Origin of the sequence: Oleiagrimonas soli, assembly GCF_000761445.1 — a bacterium.
In the GTDB taxonomy this organism is placed as follows: domain Bacteria; phylum Pseudomonadota; class Gammaproteobacteria; order Xanthomonadales; family Rhodanobacteraceae; genus Oleiagrimonas; species Oleiagrimonas soli.
Window position 1 is genome coordinate 2,763,266 of record NZ_KN196470.1, and the last position, 17,102, is coordinate 2,780,367.

Genomic DNA, 17,102 nt, shown 5'->3' on the forward strand with positions numbered 1-17,102 from the left:
GATGCAGGGATCATCGCACCACGCCAGCCCTTGCTTCACGATCGACCGGCCCGGACAGCAGCGAGCGCCCGCGCGGCGGCGAGCGGTCCGACGAAGCGCCAAGGCCAGGCCCGGATGAAACGGCACGCCTGGCGGCCGAGTCGACGGAGGCTTCCCTGACGCGCGATGCGCATCGGCCAAGGCCGTTCCCGAACCCGAGCGCGCGCTTGTCCGCCTGGAACCGGTCCCGGCCCGCCACTCAGGCGGGCGACGACTCGGACAGCGCGCCCTGGATATCGGCGTTGCGCATGCCCCAGAGCACCAGCGCCGCCCAGGGCAGCGCCAGCACGGCGGACATCAGGAACACGCTGGCGTAGCTCCACTGGCCCATGCCGATGCCGCCGAGCAGGCCGCCGACGAAAGCGCCGAGGAACTGGCAGGTCGCATAAGCGCCGAGCGCCGCCCCGCGCATGTGCTGCGGCGCCAGCCGCGAAACCAGGCTGGGCAGAGTCGCCTCCAGCAGATTGAAGCAGCTGAAGAACAGGCAGGCGCCGATCCACAGCCACACGTGACTCTCGCCGGCGGCGGCAAAACCGCACAACGCCAGCGCCAGCCCCAGCGCGCATACCAGCACCAGCTTCAGGCTGCCGGACACGGTGCGCACGCGGCGCAGCACGCCGCCCATCACGACCACCGACAGCAGCATCACCGGCAGATAGAGCTCCCACTGGTGCTGCAACGGCATGCCGGTCTCGCGCGCCAGCACCAGCGGCAGCACCACGAAGCTGGCCGTCAGCATGGCATGCATGACGAACACCGAGGCGTTGAGCACCAGCAGTCGCGGCTTCACCAGCATGTGCAGCACATCGTCGAAACCGGCCGCGGCCGGCGCGCGATGCAGCTCCGGCTTGGGCACCAGCACCCACAGCAGAATCATCGCGCCCAGCGCCAGCACCGCGGTGGTGCCGAACAGGCCTTCCAGTCCGCCCGCGGCGGCCAGCGGCGCACTGAGGATGATCGCCAGGATGAACGCCATGCCCACGCTGATGCCGATGATCGCCATCACCTTGCTGCGGTTCTCCGGCTCCGAAAGATCCGCGGCCAGCGCCTGGCTGGCGCCGGACACCGCACCGATGCCCTGCATCGCGCGACCGACGATGATGCCGACGATGCCGTGCGCGAAGGCCGCGATCAGGCTGCCGGCGATGAACACGAGCAGGCCCAGCGTGATCGTGAGGCGCCGCCCGATGCGGTCGGAGAGCATGCCCATCGGCACCTGCAGCAGGGCCTGGCCGAAACCGTAGATGCCCATCGCCAGTCCGACCAGGAACGCGGTCGCGCCGGGCAGATGCCGCGCATAGGCGGTGAATACCGGCATGATCAGGAACAGGCCGAACATGCGCATGCCGACCACGCTGGCCAGCGCCGAGGCGCTGCGAATTTCCTGTCTGCTGAGCTTGCTCACGGAAGCGGCATCCTCACGTCGAGTAATCGGTCATTATAGACATCGATCATAGCGACCCGCCCCCGGCAAGGCGTCGCACCCTATAATTGGGCACTTCTTCCCGGTATCCAGGTCAGCCGTGTCCATGTCCGTATCCGCCGACGCCCGCCCGCGTTCCGTCGACTTCGCCTCCGTGCGCGACCTCGCCGCGCCCGACATGGCGGCCGTCGATGCGTTGATCCGCGACCGGCTCAGCTCGGACGTGGTGCTGATCAACCAGGTCGCCGAACACATCATCGGCGGCGGCGGCAAGCGCCTGCGGCCGATGCTGCACACGCTGGCGGCGCGTGCCGGCGGCTATGCCGGTCAGGCGCACATCAAGCTGGCGGCGGTGATCGAGTTCATCCACACCTCCACGCTGCTGCACGACGATGTGGTGGACGAATCGGACCTGCGCCGCGGCCGCAGCACCGCCAACGCGGTGTGGGGCAACGCGGCCAGCGTGCTGGTCGGCGATTTCCTGTACTCGCGCTCGTTCCAGCTGATGGTGGAACTGGAGCGGCTGCCGATCCTGCGCATCCTCGCCGACACCACCAACACCATCGCCGCCGGCGAGGTGATGCAGCTGCTCAACATCGGCAACGCCGACGTCACCGAGCACGACTACCTGCAGGTGATCGAGCGCAAGACCGCGGTGCTGTTCGCCGCCGCCACCGAGCTGGGCGGCGTGCTGGCCGACCTGCCGCCGGCGCAGTGCGCGGCGCTGCGTCGCTACGGCATGGAGCTGGGTTACGCCTTCCAGATCGCCGACGACCTGCTGGACTACGTCTCCGACGCCGACACCATCGGCAAGAACATCGGCGACGACCTGGCCGAAGGCAAGCCGACGCTGCCGTTGATCTACGCCCTGCAGAACGCGCCGGCGGAGCAAGCCGAGGCGCTGCGCGAGGCCATCCGTCACGGCGGCCTCGACGGGCTGGAGCAGATCGTCGCCTCGATCCGCGAGTCCGGGGCACTGGAACGCACCCGCCGCCGCGCCCAGCAGCACGCGGCGGCCGCGCGCGAAGCGCTGGACACCCTGCCCGACTCCGAACATCGCCAGGCGCTGCTGACGCTGGCCGACTACGCGGTCGAACGCACGTTCTGAGAAAGCATCAGTGTTTTAGAACGGCACCCTTCATCCGCTACTCTGCGCGCCCGACCGGCCACCTCACAGCGAATCATCCGTTTTATCGCAGCATGTCCAACAACGGTTGCAACTGCTGCTCGTAATGTCGCCATTGCGCGACACTGCGAGTGTGGATCGGTTGACGCACCTGAACGCTGCTAGGCGTGGACACAGGTGCGACATTGCGTTCCGGGCTCAGGCAATCAACCTGCATATCCAGTCCACAGTATGCAAGTACTTGAGGCATGACCACCTCCGGCCGCTTCACCAACGCGTCATAGTCAACATCCATGACGACGCCCGGCAACGTCTCGTGCCAGTGCCGCATGATCCGCCGGTATTGCCGATGATAGTGAGCCATGGCGCCGAAAGCGTAGCTGTACGTCGAGGTGCCCCCGAACATCGCCTTTAGATTGGAGAAACACACATCCATCGGATCGCGAACCATATGCAGAATCCGCGCATCAGGAAGCGCGCGATGGATCAGATCGACCAACTGGAAGTTGGTCGGTAGCTTGTCGATGAAAAACGCATGCTCTCTTGCACGCCATATGGTTTGCTGCAAATAGCGCTCGCCGAGTTCGCGAAAATCCACATGAGCGCTTTTCTTTAGATAATCAAGGCGACTGGCCAAGTCTCGCTCGACGATGTCGCAAGACCAGCACATCTGCAACAGGAAGTCATTGATTTCACCAGCGGAAACCACACCAGAATGATTTGAAAGCATGCGGTCCAACAAGGTCGTTCCGGATCGAGGAAGACCGATGATGAATATCGGAACCGGCCCCGAAGTCACTGCCCCGCCTTTCGAGACCGGCTTGAGCGCGCGCCCGATGATGGCCTCCGTCACGGCCTCTTCGCCTTCACGGTGATAGGGAAAGAGCTCGTGCATAATGGCATTGGAGGACGCCAGCGCCTCCCAGGCCTGTGCATGCTGACCCAGATCGTCAAGTTCATTAAATAGCGCGGATTCGAATTCAGCTCGAACCAGACGATCCCCAGCCACTCCGCTGTCGACCGGTATGCGGCCAAGCTTTGCCTGCAGGGACTCTACGTGATTTGTGGATGCCTCCTGTTTGCGCAGACGCGCCTGTGCCATGGACGCACCGCTGAACATGGGCCATCGATCGAGGCACTGCTCCAGTATCCGGCCCGCGCCCTCGATATCACCGGAAAATTGCGCAAGGCTGGCATGCAGGTAGCACGCATCCGGATCATCAAGCCCCTCCGCTGCAGCCTTCTCGATCGACTGGAGGGCTTCGGGAATTTCCCCGAGCGCCAGACGCAATCTCGCCGCCTCCACCAGCACGGCCGAATCGAGATCGTGTTGTTCCTCAAGCCGCGACAGACAACGCCGCGCTGCGACAGTCTCACCGCAACGGGACAACCTTTGAGCAATCTGTATCAGCATTTCTGGAGCAACAGGCGAGAACGAAGCTGCACGCAAAGCCTCCGCTGCCGCGCCACGAAACCGACCGCGCTCCCAAAGCACATCGATCAACCGTAACCGAGTCGGAAGACTCTCGGGCACACGCTGGAGAAGCGATTCCAACGTGGTCTGCGCGGCTACCAGTTGCCCGCTAGCAAGGTATTGGTCCGCACGTCGGTTCAAGCGGTCCATAACCGCAGGAGTCGTTGGCATCGTCATCGAGTACACCGTATAAAAAGACAGAACGCTGCAGGCTAGTGCTTGTCTGGCGTCATGGATATGTGCCAGAACGCATCCGCACTTTTGCAGTTCATGCATGGCCACTTCACGGCATCAGCCGGCACGAACTGGCATCCTGACCATAAAACAGTCGTTCAACGGAATGCATCATTCAGCCACATGTCCATCAAACGGTAGCTGCGCCGCGCCGCGCGCGCGTCGTAGCGGCAACCGGGCGAATCCTCGCCGACCTCGGTGAAGCAATGCACGGCGTGGCCCAGCACCACGAACTGCCAGTCGGCGGGGCTTGCACGCATCTCGTCCATGAACGCGTCGGCGTCGCCCATCGTGCCCTTGTCGTCGGCGCCGTTCATGACCAGCACGTGCGCCTTGATCTGCCTGGCCAGGGCGGGATCGTCCGTCGACAAGCCGCCGTGGAACGACACCACCGCGGCGATGTCCGCGCCGCTGCGGGCCAGATCCAGCACCGCCGAACCGCCGAAGCAGAAACCGATCGCGGCCAGATGGCGCAGGTCGATGGGCGCCGAGGCCGCCTGTGCGCGCAGCACGTCCAGCGCCTTGGTCACGCGCTTGCGCATCTCCTTGCGGTCGCCATAGAGCGGGCCGACCGCAGCGCGCGCCTGCGCCGCGTTCGCGGGCCGCAGACCGCGACCGTACAGGTCGCCGAGCAGGATCACGTACTTGCGGCCAGCGATGCGTTTCGCCTTGGCGATGGCGTCGGCGTTGACGCCGTACCAGTTCGGCACCATCAGCAGGCCCGGTCGCTTGCCTGCGACGGCATCGTCGTAGATCAACGCCCCCTGATAGGTGCGGCCATCCAGTTGCCACTGCACCGTGCGCACCTGCATGCCGGCCCGCGCGGCGAACGCGCACAGCGCCAGCACCACCCACAGACCCGTCAACACCATGAAACGCTTCATGATCGCTCTCCCGCATCGTGGAGCGACCAGTCTACTTCGGGTTCGGCTCCAGCGTGCCGGCGGCGTGACCGGCGAGCAGCCGCTTGGCGAAGCCCATGCGATTGAGCATCCGCATGCCCACGCCTCGCGCCGTCACGAACGGCGACCACTGCACGCCGAACAGGCGCTCGACGCCGTCGAAGGCGCGGGCATCGAAGGTGTCCGCACTGCGACGGCGACGGGCATACCTGCGCAAGACCGCGGCGCTGCCGATATCGCGATCGGCCGCACGCGCGTCCCGGATCGTATCGCGCAGTTCCACCACATCGCGCAGCCCCAGGTTCACGCCCTGTCCGGCCAGCGGGTGCACCGCATGCGCGGCATCGCCCAGCAGCACCAGACGCGCATCGGCATAACGCTCGGCCAGTTGCAGACGCAGCGGGAAACCGGCGCGCGCGGTGGTCTCGAGGATCGGTCCAAGGCGAAAGTCGGTCGCCACGCCGACGGCGTCGCGGAATGCCTTGTCGTCCAGCGCCAGCACTTCGCGGGCGCGCGCCTCGGGCAGCGTCCACACGATCGAACAACGACCGTCGGCCAGCGGCAGTAGCGCGATCGGCCCTTCGGGCAGGAACCGCTGCCAGGCGGTGTACCCATGCTCGCGCTCGGTGCGCACGTGCGCGACCACGCCGCGTTGCTGGTAATCGCGACCGCGCGTGGCGATGCCGGCCTGCGCACGTAGCGGCGATCGCGCGCCGTCGGCCGCGACCAGCAGTCGCGCGTCCAGCACGCGTTCGTCGTCCAGATGTACGCGCACGCCGTCCGCATCGGCGGTGTAACGCTCCACGCTCGCCGGGCAGTGGCGGCGCACATCTGCGGCATCCAGGGCCTGCCACAGGCACTGCTGGATCAACCGATTCTCGACAATCCAACCCAGATCCCGACGCTGCAGATCGGCGGCGTCGAAATCCAGCACGGCGCCGTTCTCGGCGTCCCATACATGCATGTGCCGATAACCGCAGGCGCGAGCGGCGAGGATGTCGTCCCACACGCCGAGCCGGTCCAGCAACTGCGCGGACGAGGCCGCCAGCGCGACCACGCGCAGATCGACTTCGTCCTCGGCTCGCCACGGCTCAGGCTCGCGCGCTTCGACCAGCGCCACCTCGCAGCCTTCGTCGGCCAGCGCCAGCGCCGCCGCCGCGCCGGCCATGCCGCCGCCGACCACGACCACATCCAGACCCTCGCGCCGCCGACGGCGCGTGCGCTCCAAGGAACCGCTCATGGCACCTGCTCCAGTACGGCGCGCGGCGGCTGACCGCGGAAACCCATGCCGTGCCGCACCAGCGCGTCGCGCAACGGCGGAACCAGCGCGCCGGACAGCAGGCCCAGCGAGCGCAGCGGCCCCAGCCACGGCTGCGGCAGGCAGGCCAGTCGGATCAGTCCATGGCTCATCGCCATCACGCCTTCGCGATCCGGCGCACGGCGCTCGGCGTAGGCATGCAGCAGATCGGCATCGCCCGGATCGGCGGCGCCGATCACGCATTCGGCCAGCGTCAGCGCATCGCGCAGGCCCAGATTGAAACCCTGTGCGCCGATCGGGTGGATGGTCTGCGCGGCATTGCCGACCAGCACGGCGCGCGGCCCGACCACCCGGCGCGCGGCGGCGCGGCGGATCGGATGCGCGAAACGCATGCCGGGCTGCCGCAGGCGACCGGCGCGCCAGCCGAAGCGCTGCTGCGCCAGAGCAATATAGGCCTCGTCGTCCAGCGCCGACACGCGCTCGGCTTCGTCGGCCGCCACCGTCATCACTAGACCGGCGCGGTCGTCGGTCAACGGCAGCAAGGCGACGGGACCGTCATCGCTGAAACGCTCGTAGGCACAGCCGCGCAGAGGACGCTCGGGCGTCACCGTGCAGACGAACAGGGTCTGCGCGTAATCGTGGGTATCGGCCTCGATGCCGAGCGCGTCGCGCACCATCGATGCGGTGCCGTCCGCGCCGACCAGCAGACGCGCATGCAGCTCGCGCTCGCCGTCAGCATCGTCGATGCGGGCCAGCCAGCCGTCCTCGACCGGCTGCAACGCGCGCACCGTCGCCGGCGCCCTTCGGCGCAAGGCGGTGCAGGCATCCAGACGCAACTGCAGGGCATGGCCGAGTTCGCGCGCGGGCAGCGTCCAGCCGACCGCGTCGACGCCGGCTTCGGCGGCATCCAGGCGCGCGCTGCCGAACTCGCCGACGCGGCTGACGTGGATGCGGCGGATCGGCGTGGCCGCGGCTTCGGCATGCGGCCAGACGCCCAGACTGCGCAGGCCATTCACGGTCGCCCGCGCCAGCGCCAGATTGCGCTCGCTGTAGCGCGGCGGCGGCTCGCGTTTCGGCGCGGCGGCCTCGACCAGGGTCGCGTCGCAACCGGCGGCATCCAGCGCAATGGCCAGACTGGCGCCCACCAGGCCGCCGCCGATCACCAGGATATCGGTGCGTTCAGTCATGCCGCCAAGGATACTCGCTGCGCGCCCGATCCTGTCGAAATCCGGCAGATGCAGTATCCTTGCATGGATATTCGTCGCCCCGAACATGGTGTTCTCGATGCAGCCCAATTCGCCTCGCCTGATCACGCCGCGCAGCCTGGTGCTCAGCGGCATGATCGTCTTCGCCGTCGCCGTTCGCCTGCTGGCCTATTTCCAGCCCGCGGCGCTGCCGCTCAATTTCTCGCCGGTCATGGCCATCGCGATCTTCGGCGGCGCGCTGTTCAGCGACCGTCGTCTGGCCCTGCTGGTGCCGCTACTGGCGATGTTCGTCTCCGATCTGGTGATCGGCCTGCATGTGCTGATCCCGGTGATCTACGGCTGCATGGCGCTGGGCGTGCTGCTCGGCTCGGGCCTGCTGCGCCGCAAGCGCAGCGCCGGACGCGTGATCGCCGCGGCCGTGGGCGGCGCCACCGGTTTCTATCTGATCACCAACTTCTTCGTCTGGCTGACCTCGGGCATGTACGCCATGACCGCGTCCGGCCTGGCCGCGTGCTATGTCGCTGGCCTGCCGTTCTACCAGTACGGCTCGCTGCCGGGCACGCTGCTGTGGAGCGGCGTGCTGTTCGGCGGCTTCGCCCTGCTGTCGCTGCGCTTCAAGGCGCTGAACGCGATCCCGCAGCCGGCCCGCTGAGTCCAGCGCCGTGGGCAAGCGCCTGTCGAAAATCTACACGCGCACGGGCGACGACGGCAGCACCGGCCTCGGCGACGGTTCGCGCATCGCCAAGGATGCGCCGCGCGTGGCCGCGTACGGCACCACCGACGAGCTGAACGCCACCGTCGGCATGGTGCTGGCCTGCGACGGCGTGCCCGATACGGTGCGCGAAACGCTTACGCAGGTGCAGCACGATCTGTTCGACCTGGGCGGCGAGCTGTGCATTCCCGGCATGGCGATGATCCACGACGCCGACATCGAGCGCCTGGAACGCCAGCTCGACGGCTTCAACGCCGACCTGCCCGCGCTGAAGGAATTCATCCTGCCCGGCGGCGGCATGGCGGCCGCGCAATGCCATCTGGCGCGCACGGTGTGCCGTCGCGCCGAGCGCATGGTGGTGACGCTGGCGCGCGACGAAGACGTGCGGCCGCAGGCGATCCATTACCTCAACCGCCTGTCCGACCTGCTGTTCGTGATCGCCCGCGTGCTGGCGCGCGCCAGCGGTCATGGCGAGGTGCTGTGGCAGCACGAGCGGCGCAAGAAGCCGGTGTCCTGACGCCTTGATCCGGCTCTACACCCATCCCGCATGCCTGCAGCACGATCCGGGGCCGGGCCATCCCGAATCGCCCGCCCGCCTGCGCGCCGTGCTGGACGCGCTCGATCACGACAGCTTCGCCGCCCTGGACCGGGTCGAGGCGCCGCGCGCCAGCCGTCTGCAGCTGCTGCGAACGCACACGCTCGAGCATGTGGCGCGCATTCTCGAGGCGCGCCCCGACGAAAACGGCCTGCGTCTGGACGAAGACACGGTGATGTCGCCGGGATCGGCCGAAGCCGCGCTGCGTGCGGCCGGCGCGGTCGTGGCCGCCGTCGACGCCGTGATGACGGGCGCCTGCGAACGCGCGTTCTGCGCCGTGCGCCCGCCCGGGCACCACGCCACGGCGGACACCGCGATGGGCTTCTGTCTGTTCAACAGCGTGGCGGTGGCCGCCGCGCACGCGATCGCCGAGCATCGCCTCAAGCGCGTCGCCATCGTCGACTTCGACGTGCACCACGGCAACGGCACGCAGGACATCTTCGCGCGCGAGCCGAAAGTCTTGTATGTCTCCAGCCATCAGGCGCCGTTGTATCCAGGCACCGGCGATGCCATCGAGACCGGCGTCGGCAACATCGTGAATGCGCCGCTGCCGCCGGACACGCGCTCGCAGGAATTCCGACAGATCTGGGACGGTCTGCTGCTGCCCCGCCTGCACGACTTCCGCCCGCAACTGGTGCTGATCTCGGCCGGTTTCGACGCCCATCGCCTCGACCCGCTGGCGCAGCTGCAGCTGGAAACCGAGGACTACGCCTGGCTGACCGATCGCCTGATGCATCTGGCCGATGCCCACGCCCACGGCCGTCTGGTGTCGAGCCTGGAAGGGGGCTACGACCTGGCTGCGCTGGCCGCCGCCTCCGCTGCACACGTGCGCGAACTGATGGCTTGACGCGCCGAACGCAGCCCATCGCGACCGACCTCGACGCAGATGCGCGCTGCCGTCCGCCCCCGTTTCTGCTAGCGTACGTGCGTTGTGCTGCCGCATGCCCGGCGCTGCGTGCTCACCCAGCCGTGGCCGGACGTGGCCTGAACCGATAACGACTTGAGGAGACCGGGCCTTGTCGACCCGCCAGCCCGCCCCGCCCCGCAGACGCCTGCTCGCCCTGGCCGTGGCTTTGGCCGTCAGCGGCACCGCCGCGCATGCCGCCCAGGACGCCACGACCACCGTCGCGCCGATTCCGGCCGTGCGCGGCGCCAAAGCGCCGCCTGCACCGTGTCCGCTGGGGTCCCTGTTTTGCCCCCCGCGCCCGGTCAGCTATGCACTGTGCCGCCCCAATGCGCTGTTGGCGTTCTACCAGCCCGGCCTGCCGCAAGACACGGACGGACGCGACCTGGCCGACACCGACGTCCGCGCCGCGCACGTCGACAGTTCCAACCGCTCGGTCTACCGTCTCGACGGACAGGTGCGGCTGCAGCGCTACGACCAGCTGCTGCGCGCCGACCATGTGGACTACAACGACGTCACCACGGCCTACGACGCCCACGGCGATGTGCGCTACCAGGACAGCACCATGCTGCTGTCGGCGCAGCACATCCAAGGCACCACCATGCCGGACCGCAGCACCGCGAACACGGTGCAGTACCAGCTGCTCGAATCGCATGGCAACGGCATCGCCGGCACCGCGCAATTGTTCGACCCGCAGCACAGCAAGCTGCAGCAGGCGACCTACTCGACCTGCGATCCGGGCGACCGGGTGTGGGAATTCCGCGCCAAGCAGATCGACCTGAACAAGCAGACCGGCGTCGGCGTCGCCCATCACGCCACGTTGCGCTATCACCACGTGCCGATCCTGTACCTGCCGTACATGAGTTTCCCGATCGACAACCGGCGCAAGAGCGGTTTCCTGTACCCGACGTTCGGCAACAGCTCCAACGCTGGCTTCACATACAGCCAGCCGTACTACCTGAATCTGGCGCCGAACTACGACGCCACGCTGACGCCGAATCTCTACAGCGAACGCGGGTTGATGCTGGGCACCCAGTTCCGTTACCTGACCGATCTCGGCCGCGGCGTACTGAACGTCGACTACCTGCCCAACGACAGCAAGGCAGGCAGCGACCACAGCGGCAATACGCGCCCCGACCTGAAGGACGGCGCGAACCGCTACTTCATCGACTTCAGCAACGTCACGCCCATCGGACGGCAGTGGAACTTCTCCGTGCGCTACAGGCACGTGTCCGACCCTTATTACTTCAAGGATTTCAGCAACGACATCGTGCGCAGCGCGACAACCGTGCTGCCGTCCAATGCCTATATCAGCGGACACGGCAACTGGTGGAATGCCGCCATCGGTGTCGATCGCTACGAGAGCGTCGATCCGGCGCTGCCCGACAACAGGTTGCAATACCGTCGCTGGCCGCGCGGCGTCTTCAACATGGACATCCCGCTGTCGCGCTACATCGACTTCGGCCTGAACACGGAGGCCGTGGCGTTCCGTCGCGACGAGTCCGTACAAGGCAATCGTCTGGATCTGCAGCCTTACGTCTCCTGGTCGCTGGGCGGCTCGGCCTGGTACGTGAAGCCGCGGGTGGCTTACCGCTACACGCGCTACGACCTGATCGGCGACTTCAACCAGTACGCCGGCAGCTACACCTATCCGAACCGCACCCCCTCGCGCTCAATGCCCATCTATAGCGTCGACAGCGGCCTGTACTTCGAGCGGCAAACCAGTCTGTTCGGCGAGGAATACACGCAGACCCTGGAGCCGAGGCTGTACTACCTGTATGTGCCGTACCGCAACCAGGACGATCTGCCGCTGTTCGACACGCGCCTGATGACCTTCGATTACTGGCAGCTGTTCAGCACCAACCGCTTCTCCGGCGCCGACCGCCAGATGGACGCCAACAACCTGACCGGCGCCATCACTTCGCGCCTGCTCGACGCCAACGGCGACGAGCGCGCATCGATCAGCTTCGGCCAGATCCGCTATCTGCAGCCGCAGCGCGTGCAGCTGACTCCGAACGCACCGGAAATCGACTACAGCGGCTCCGCCTACGTCAGTCAGTTCTCGCTGAAGCTGTCCGACGATTGGCGCCTGAACAGCGCTTACCAGTGGAGTCCCAACACGCGCCACAACCAGGTCGCGACCCTCGGCGTGCAACGCCGGATCGGCGCGGACGGCGTGTTCAACTTCAGCTACCGCTATCGCAACCGCTTCCTGGAACAGTTGGACGCTTCCGCGGTCTATCCCATATCGGCCCGCTGGCGTGTACTGGGTCGCTGGAACGTTTCGCTGCGTGATTCGCTTGTCGGCAACCCGAACTGGAATCGTGGCCACCCCAAGACGCTCGATGCCGTGGCCGGCGTCGAGTACGACAGCTGCTGCGTCGCGATCCGGCTGGTCGGCCACCATTACGTACGCGACAACTACGGCAATACCAACAACGCGGTCATGCTGGAGATCGAATTCAAGGGCCTGGGCAGCACCACCCCGCAGACCGAGAGCTTCCTGCAGCGTGCTATTCTTGGCTATCAATAAGCGGCCGCGCTCCAGGGGTGCGAGTCCCTCGCAAGCCGCAGCCACCTACCATCCGGACCGGGCCCGCTCTTCGACCGCCCGGTGCAAACCGGCACCGGCACGGTGCCCCACGGACCCCTCAGGGCACGATTGAGATGAAGCAGATTGTCACGTCCTTCCTGTTCCTTCTGGCGCTGATCGCGGCACCGCTGCATGCGCAGCTTCTGCCGCAGGCACAGAGCTCACAGCCGCAGATGATCGACCGCATCGTCGCCGTGGTGAACGATGGCGTCATCCTGCAAAGCGACCTGGATCAGGCCGTGCAAACGGTGATGCAGCAGTACGCCGGCCACACCGACCAGCTGCCGCCGCACCAGATCCTCGAGCGCCAGGTACTGCAGCGCCTGATCCTGATGAAGCTGCAGGTGCAGAAGGCCAGCGAGCAGGGCGTTCGCGTATCCAACGACGAAGTCAGCCAGGCCACCCAGAATGTGGCCCAGCAGAACAAGATGACCGTCGACCAGCTGCGTGCGGCCATCGCCCAGCAGGGCGGCAGCTTCGCCCAGTTCCAGCAGCAGCTGGCCGAACAGATCATGGTCCAGCATCTGCGCGACTCGGTCGTCCGCAACAACGTGTCGATCACCGACGCCGAAGTCGACAACATGCTGAAGAACCCGGTGTACTCCGGCGGCGAGGTGCACCTCGCGCACATCCGCGTCAGCATGCCCTCGGGCGGTTCGGCCAGCGACCTGCAGGCCGCCGAGAACAAGGCCGAGGCCGCCATCAAGGCGATCCAGGGCGGCATGGACTTCAATGCGGCCGCGATCCGCTATTCCGACGCCGACGACGCGCTGAAGGGCGGTGATCTCGGCTGGCGCGGGCTGGACGAAATTCCGCCCGGCTTCGTCGACATCGTCTCGAAGATGAAGCCCGGCCAGATCACCCCGCCGCTGCGCGGCCCGAACGGCTTCCAGATTCTCAAGCTGATCGGCCGTCGCGCCCCGCAGGCCAAGGTGGTCACCGAGTATCACGCCCGCCAGATCATCATCAAGCCGTCCGAGCTGGTCAGCGAGGCCCAAGCCCGCAAGAAGATCAACGATCTCTACCACCGCATCGTCGACAAGCACGAGGACTTCGCCAAGCTGGCCAAGGAGAACTCGGATGACGACACCACCGCCAACGCCGGCGGCAACATGGACTGGTTCCCGTCCGACGCCTGGGGCACGGCCATCCAGCAGCAGCTGGACGCGATGAAGGACGGCCAGGTCTCCAAGCCGTTCGAGGTGCAGAAGGGCGTGTGGGACATCATTCAGCGCCTCGGCGTGCGGCAGAAGGATCGCACCGAGGAAGAGCGTCGCGATCAGGCCCGTCAGGCCATCGGCAACCGCAAGGCGCAGGACGCCTACGAGAACTTCCTGCGCCAGCTGCGCTCGACCGGGTACGTGAATATCCGCGTTCCGTCGCTGCGCGAACCGAAGAGCGACAGCGACAACGGCAGCACCTGATGTCATCCGCCGCGGCCCTTCTGCCGCGGCTCGCCGTCACCGCCGGCGAGCCGGCCGGCATCGGACCCGAACTGGTCGCACGACTGGCCATGCAGCCCCTGCTCGCCGATCTGATCGCGATCGGCGATGTCGACCAGCTTCGTCGCGCCGCCGCGCGCTGCGACGTCACGCTGGACATCCGCGAGGATGACGGCACCCGGATTGCGACCCGCGCGCCGGGACAGATTCGCGTCGCGCACCACCCGCTGCGTGCGCAGGAGCGCCCCGGAATTCTCGACCCGCGCAACGCCTTCCAGGTCCTCAACACCCTCGCCGACGCCGCGGACGGCTGCCTGGACGGACGCTTCGATGCGGTGGTCACGGCACCGGTGCAGAAGTCGGTCATCAACGAAGCCGGCGAACCGTTCAGCGGTCACACGGAATTCTTCGCGCAACGCGCCCAAGCCTCGGTCGTGATGATGCTGGCCAGCGAAGGCGACGCGACACGACCGCCGCTGCGCGTGGCGCTGGCCACTACCCACCTGCCCCTGCGCGCCGTGCCGGATGCCATCGGCATCGACATGCTGTGCGCCAAGCTGCGCATCGTCCACACCGCGCTGCAGCGGCAGTTCGGCATCGATGCGCCGCGCATCGGCGTGCTCGGTCTCAATCCCCACGCCGGCGAAAGCGGACACATGGGACGCGAGGAAATCGAGGTCATCGAACCCGCCCTGCAACCACTGCGCGCCGAAGGCATGCAACTGATCGGCCCCCTGCCCGCGGACACCGCTTTCATCCCCGCCATGCGTACGCGCATGGACGCCGTGCTGGCGATGTACCACGATCAGGCGCTGCCGGTACTCAAGAGCGAAGCCTTCGATCGCACCGTCAACCTGACCCTGGGTCTGCCCTTCGTGCGCACATCGGTCGATCACGGCACCGCGCTGGAGCTGGCCGGCAGCGGCCGCGCGGATCCATCCAGCCTGATCGCTGCGGCGCGCATGGCGCTGCGCCTCATCGCCCACGAGCGGACATCGAAGGCATGAGCCGCGCCAAGAAGCATTTCGGGCAGCACTTCCTGCACGACCGCACCTACCTGGACCGCATCGTCGCGTCCATCGCCGCCCGCCCGAGCGACCGCCTCGTGGAGATCGGCCCCGGCGAAGGAGCGATGACGTTCCCCCTGCTCAAGGCCGCCGGCACGCTGACGGCCATCGAACTCGATACCGACCTGATTCCCCGATTGCGCGAGCGTGCCGCCGACCTGGGGACGCTGGAGATCGTCCAGGCCGACGTGCTGACGGTGGACTTCACGTCCCTCGCCACGACCGCCGGCCAGCCGCTGCGCGTGGTCGGCAACCTGCCGTACTACATTTCCAGCCCGATTCTGTTCCACTGCCTCGAACACATCGACGCCATCGTCGACATGCACTTCATGCTGCAGAAGGAAGTCGTCGACCGCATGGCCGCCGCGCCGGGCAGCAAGATCTACGGACGCCTCAGCGTGATGCTGCAACTGGTGTGCGAGGTGGTATCGCTGTTCGTGGTACCGCCCGGTGCGTTCCAGCCGCCACCGAAGGTCGATTCGGCCGTCGTGCGCCTGCGGCCGCGGCCGCCGGAGCAACGTCCGGACGTGGACCCTAAACACTTGCAAGCTGTGGTCCGCGCCGCCTTCGCGCAACGCCGAAAGACGCTCGCCAACGGCCTCAAGGGCCTGCTCGACGCCGACACCATCGCCGCCTGCGGCATCGATCCCAAAGCGCGCGCCGAGACGCTGCCGCCGTCCGCATTCGTCGATCTGGCGCGTGCGCTAGGCCGCTGATTCCGGCGCCGGGCTTGCCCCGTGCACGGCCGGTGCCGGACAATCGCACCATGAACCAAATCAATCCGTACGCCCTCGCTGTCGAGATCCAGACCCGCTTCGATGCGGACAAGTCGCGCCCCGAGGACGATCACTACGTATTCATCTACACCGTCACGCTGCACAACACTGGCCAGATTCCGGTGCAACTGCTCAAACGCCACTGGTTGATCACCGACGCCAACGGCAGTACCGAGGAAGTGCAGGGCGAGGGCGTGGTCGGCGAGCAGCCGTGGATGCGTCCAGGCGACGACTTCGAGTACACCTCCGGCGCGGTGCTGAAGACCGATGTCGGCACCATGCGCGGCAGCTACCAGCTGGTAGCCGACGACGGCACCCATTTCGAGGCCGACATTCCGCAGTTCACCCTGTCGATCCCGCGCACCCTGCATTGAGCATCCCGACCATGGAGCGAGACGCCTGATGGCCGTCTATGCAATCGGCGACGTGCAGGGATGCTATCCGGAACTGCAACGCCTACTCGACAAACTGGCCTTCGACCCGGCCGCGGACCGCCTGTGGTTCTGCGGCGATCTGGTCAACCGCGGCGGGCAGTCGCTGGAAGTCCTGCGCCTGCTGCACGAGCTGCGCGAGCATGTCGTCATTACCCTCGGCAATCACGATCTGAGCCTGCTCGCCATCGCGCAGCGCAAGCGCGATGCGCAGCGCCGCGTCAATCCGGAGCTGCGCGAGGTGCTGTTCGCCGACGACGCTCCGGTGCTGCTCGATTGGCTGCGCAAGCAGCCTCTGCTGCATTGCGACAAGGAGCTGGGCTGGACCATGGTCCATGCCGGCCTGGCGCCACGCTGGAGTCTGCGCCAGGCCAAGCGTGCGGCACACGAGGTCGAGCGCGAGCTCTCCGGCGACCGGCACGCGCGTCTGCTGTCGAAGATGTTCGGCAACACGCCGGCTTCGTGGTCGCCGAAGCTGCCGCTGGAGGAACGCCTGCGCGCCGCCATCAACGTGTTCACGCGCATGCGCTACTGCGACGTGCGCGGACGCATCGACTTCAACGCCAAGGACATTCCCGGCACGCAGAAGGCCGGCCTCTATCCGTGGTTCGAGGTTCCCGGCATGCGCCGTCGCGAGACCCGTATCGTCTGCGGCCACTGGTCCGCGCTCGGCCTGTTCGCCGGACTCGGCGTGCACGCCATCGATACCGGTTGCGTATGGGGCGGCAAGCTCACCGCGCTGCGTCTGGATCGGGAAGAACCGCAGGTCATCAGCGTGGACGCGGAACCCGAACGTGTGCGCCCGGCGCCGCCTCGCGTCGAAAAGAACGGCAAGAGCAAGAACCGCAAGCGCGGCAAGAAGTCCGAGGACGCCTCCGAGGACGACGAAAGCTGAAGATCGTGCCCAACTGGCCATGAAAA

The 17,102-nt window shown here is 66.9% G+C and carries 15 protein-coding genes; 10 read left to right on the forward strand and 5 right to left on the reverse strand.

Annotation, left to right across the window (positions count from 1 at the left end):
* Window positions 1–238: 238 nt before the first annotated feature.
* Window positions 239–1,444, reverse strand: a complete 1,206-nt coding sequence (locus tag LF63_RS12345) for an MFS transporter (protein ID WP_043102218.1) — start codon at window positions 1,442–1,444, stop codon at window positions 239–241.
* A gap of 124 nt (window positions 1,445–1,568) precedes the next feature.
* Here LF63_RS12345 and LF63_RS12350 point away from each other — a divergent pair, with 124 nt between their 5' ends.
* A complete protein-coding gene (locus LF63_RS12350) occupies window positions 1,569–2,570 on the forward strand; it encodes a polyprenyl synthetase family protein (protein WP_043102221.1) in 1,002 nt (333 codons plus the stop codon).
* 82 nt (window positions 2,571–2,652) lie between these two features.
* Here LF63_RS12350 and LF63_RS12355 read toward each other — a convergent pair whose 3' ends face one another.
* Genes LF63_RS12355 through ubiH form a run of 4 tightly spaced genes read right to left on the reverse strand, consistent with a single transcriptional unit; the run spans window position 2,653 to window position 7,643 of the window.
* Window positions 2,653–4,338: a tetratricopeptide repeat-containing sulfotransferase family protein gene (locus tag LF63_RS12355; protein ID WP_235205322.1), complete on the reverse strand. Its 1,686-nt coding sequence runs from the start codon at window positions 4,336–4,338 to the stop codon at window positions 2,653–2,655.
* A gap of 56 nt (window positions 4,339–4,394) precedes the next feature.
* Entirely contained in the window at window positions 4,395–5,168 is a 774-nt protein-coding gene (locus LF63_RS12360) for a dienelactone hydrolase family protein (RefSeq protein ID WP_043103844.1), read from the reverse strand.
* Between the two features lie 43 nt (window positions 5,169–5,211).
* Window positions 5,212–6,438: a UbiH/UbiF/VisC/COQ6 family ubiquinone biosynthesis hydroxylase gene (locus LF63_RS12365; RefSeq protein ID WP_043102223.1), complete on the reverse strand. Its 1,227-nt coding sequence runs from the start codon at window positions 6,436–6,438 to the stop codon at window positions 5,212–5,214.
* Window positions 6,435–7,643, reverse strand: coding sequence for a 2-octaprenyl-6-methoxyphenyl hydroxylase (gene ubiH, locus LF63_RS12370; protein ID WP_043102227.1), 1,209 nt, complete (start codon window positions 7,641–7,643; stop codon window positions 6,435–6,437). The genes LF63_RS12365 and ubiH overlap by 4 nt, the downstream gene beginning before the upstream one ends.
* A gap of 97 nt (window positions 7,644–7,740) precedes the next feature.
* Here ubiH and LF63_RS12375 point away from each other — a divergent pair, with 97 nt between their 5' ends.
* The 9 genes from LF63_RS12375 to LF63_RS12415 all read left to right on the forward strand — a co-directional run bounded on the left by LF63_RS12375 (window position 7,741) and on the right by LF63_RS12415 (window position 17,076).
* Window positions 7,741–8,313, forward strand: a complete 573-nt coding sequence (locus LF63_RS12375) for a DUF6580 family putative transport protein (protein ID WP_043103846.1) — start codon at window positions 7,741–7,743, stop codon at window positions 8,311–8,313.
* A gap of 10 nt (window positions 8,314–8,323) precedes the next feature.
* A complete protein-coding gene (locus LF63_RS12380) occupies window positions 8,324–8,890 on the forward strand; it encodes a cob(I)yrinic acid a,c-diamide adenosyltransferase (RefSeq protein ID WP_043102229.1) in 567 nt (188 codons plus the stop codon).
* A gap of 7 nt (window positions 8,891–8,897) precedes the next feature.
* Window positions 8,898–9,815, forward strand: coding sequence for a histone deacetylase family protein (locus LF63_RS12385; protein WP_200877579.1), 918 nt, complete (start codon window positions 8,898–8,900; stop codon window positions 9,813–9,815).
* A gap of 169 nt (window positions 9,816–9,984) precedes the next feature.
* Window positions 9,985–12,405, forward strand: coding sequence for an LPS assembly protein LptD (gene lptD / locus LF63_RS12390; protein ID WP_043102232.1), 2,421 nt, complete (start codon window positions 9,985–9,987; stop codon window positions 12,403–12,405).
* A gap of 134 nt (window positions 12,406–12,539) precedes the next feature.
* Window positions 12,540–13,889: a peptidylprolyl isomerase gene (locus LF63_RS12395; RefSeq protein WP_043102234.1), complete on the forward strand. Its 1,350-nt coding sequence runs from the start codon at window positions 12,540–12,542 to the stop codon at window positions 13,887–13,889.
* Window positions 13,889–14,914 (forward strand): 4-hydroxythreonine-4-phosphate dehydrogenase PdxA, encoded by a 1,026-nt coding sequence (gene pdxA, locus LF63_RS12400; protein ID WP_043102237.1) that lies wholly within the window; start codon window positions 13,889–13,891, stop codon window positions 14,912–14,914. The genes LF63_RS12395 and pdxA overlap by 1 nt, the downstream gene beginning before the upstream one ends.
* On the forward strand, window positions 14,911–15,690 hold the full coding sequence (rsmA, locus tag LF63_RS12405) for a 16S rRNA (adenine(1518)-N(6)/adenine(1519)-N(6))-dimethyltransferase RsmA (RefSeq protein WP_043102239.1): 780 nt from the start codon (window positions 14,911–14,913) through the stop codon (window positions 15,688–15,690). Before pdxA ends, rsmA begins: the two co-directional genes overlap by 4 nt.
* Before the next feature lie 50 nt (window positions 15,691–15,740).
* On the forward strand, window positions 15,741–16,124 hold the full coding sequence (apaG, locus tag LF63_RS12410; protein WP_043103848.1) for a Co2+/Mg2+ efflux protein ApaG: 384 nt from the start codon (window positions 15,741–15,743) through the stop codon (window positions 16,122–16,124).
* Between the two features lie 28 nt (window positions 16,125–16,152).
* On the forward strand, window positions 16,153–17,076 hold the full coding sequence (locus tag LF63_RS12415) for a symmetrical bis(5'-nucleosyl)-tetraphosphatase (protein ID WP_052395061.1): 924 nt from the start codon (window positions 16,153–16,155) through the stop codon (window positions 17,074–17,076).
* The last annotated feature ends 26 nt before the right edge of the window (window positions 17,077–17,102 follow it).

Coding starts and splice junctions, on each gene's coding strand:
- LF63_RS12350 (WP_043102221.1), top strand. CDS start 1,569: ATGTCCGTATCCGCCGACGCCCGCCCGCGTTCCGTCGACTTCGCCTCC.
- LF63_RS12355 (WP_235205322.1), bottom strand. CDS start 4,338: ATGCATGAACTGCAAAAGTGCGGATGCGTTCTGGCACATATCCATGAC.
- LF63_RS12360 (WP_043103844.1), bottom strand. CDS start 5,168: ATGGTGTTGACGGGTCTGTGGGTGGTGCTGGCGCTGTGCGCGTTCGCC.
- LF63_RS12365 (WP_043102223.1), bottom strand. CDS start 6,438: ATGAGCGGTTCCTTGGAGCGCACGCGCCGTCGGCGGCGCGAGGGTCTG.
- ubiH (WP_043102227.1), bottom strand. CDS start 7,643: ATGACTGAACGCACCGATATCCTGGTGATCGGCGGCGGCCTGGTGGGC.
- LF63_RS12375 (WP_043103846.1), top strand. CDS start 7,741: ATGCAGCCCAATTCGCCTCGCCTGATCACGCCGCGCAGCCTGGTGCTC.
- LF63_RS12395 (WP_043102234.1), top strand. CDS start 12,540: ATGAAGCAGATTGTCACGTCCTTCCTGTTCCTTCTGGCGCTGATCGCG.
- pdxA (WP_043102237.1), top strand. CDS start 13,889: ATGTCATCCGCCGCGGCCCTTCTGCCGCGGCTCGCCGTCACCGCCGGC.
- rsmA (WP_043102239.1), top strand. CDS start 14,911: ATGAGCCGCGCCAAGAAGCATTTCGGGCAGCACTTCCTGCACGACCGC.
- apaG (WP_043103848.1), top strand. CDS start 15,741: ATGAACCAAATCAATCCGTACGCCCTCGCTGTCGAGATCCAGACCCGC.
- LF63_RS12415 (WP_052395061.1), top strand. CDS start 16,153: ATGGCCGTCTATGCAATCGGCGACGTGCAGGGATGCTATCCGGAACTG.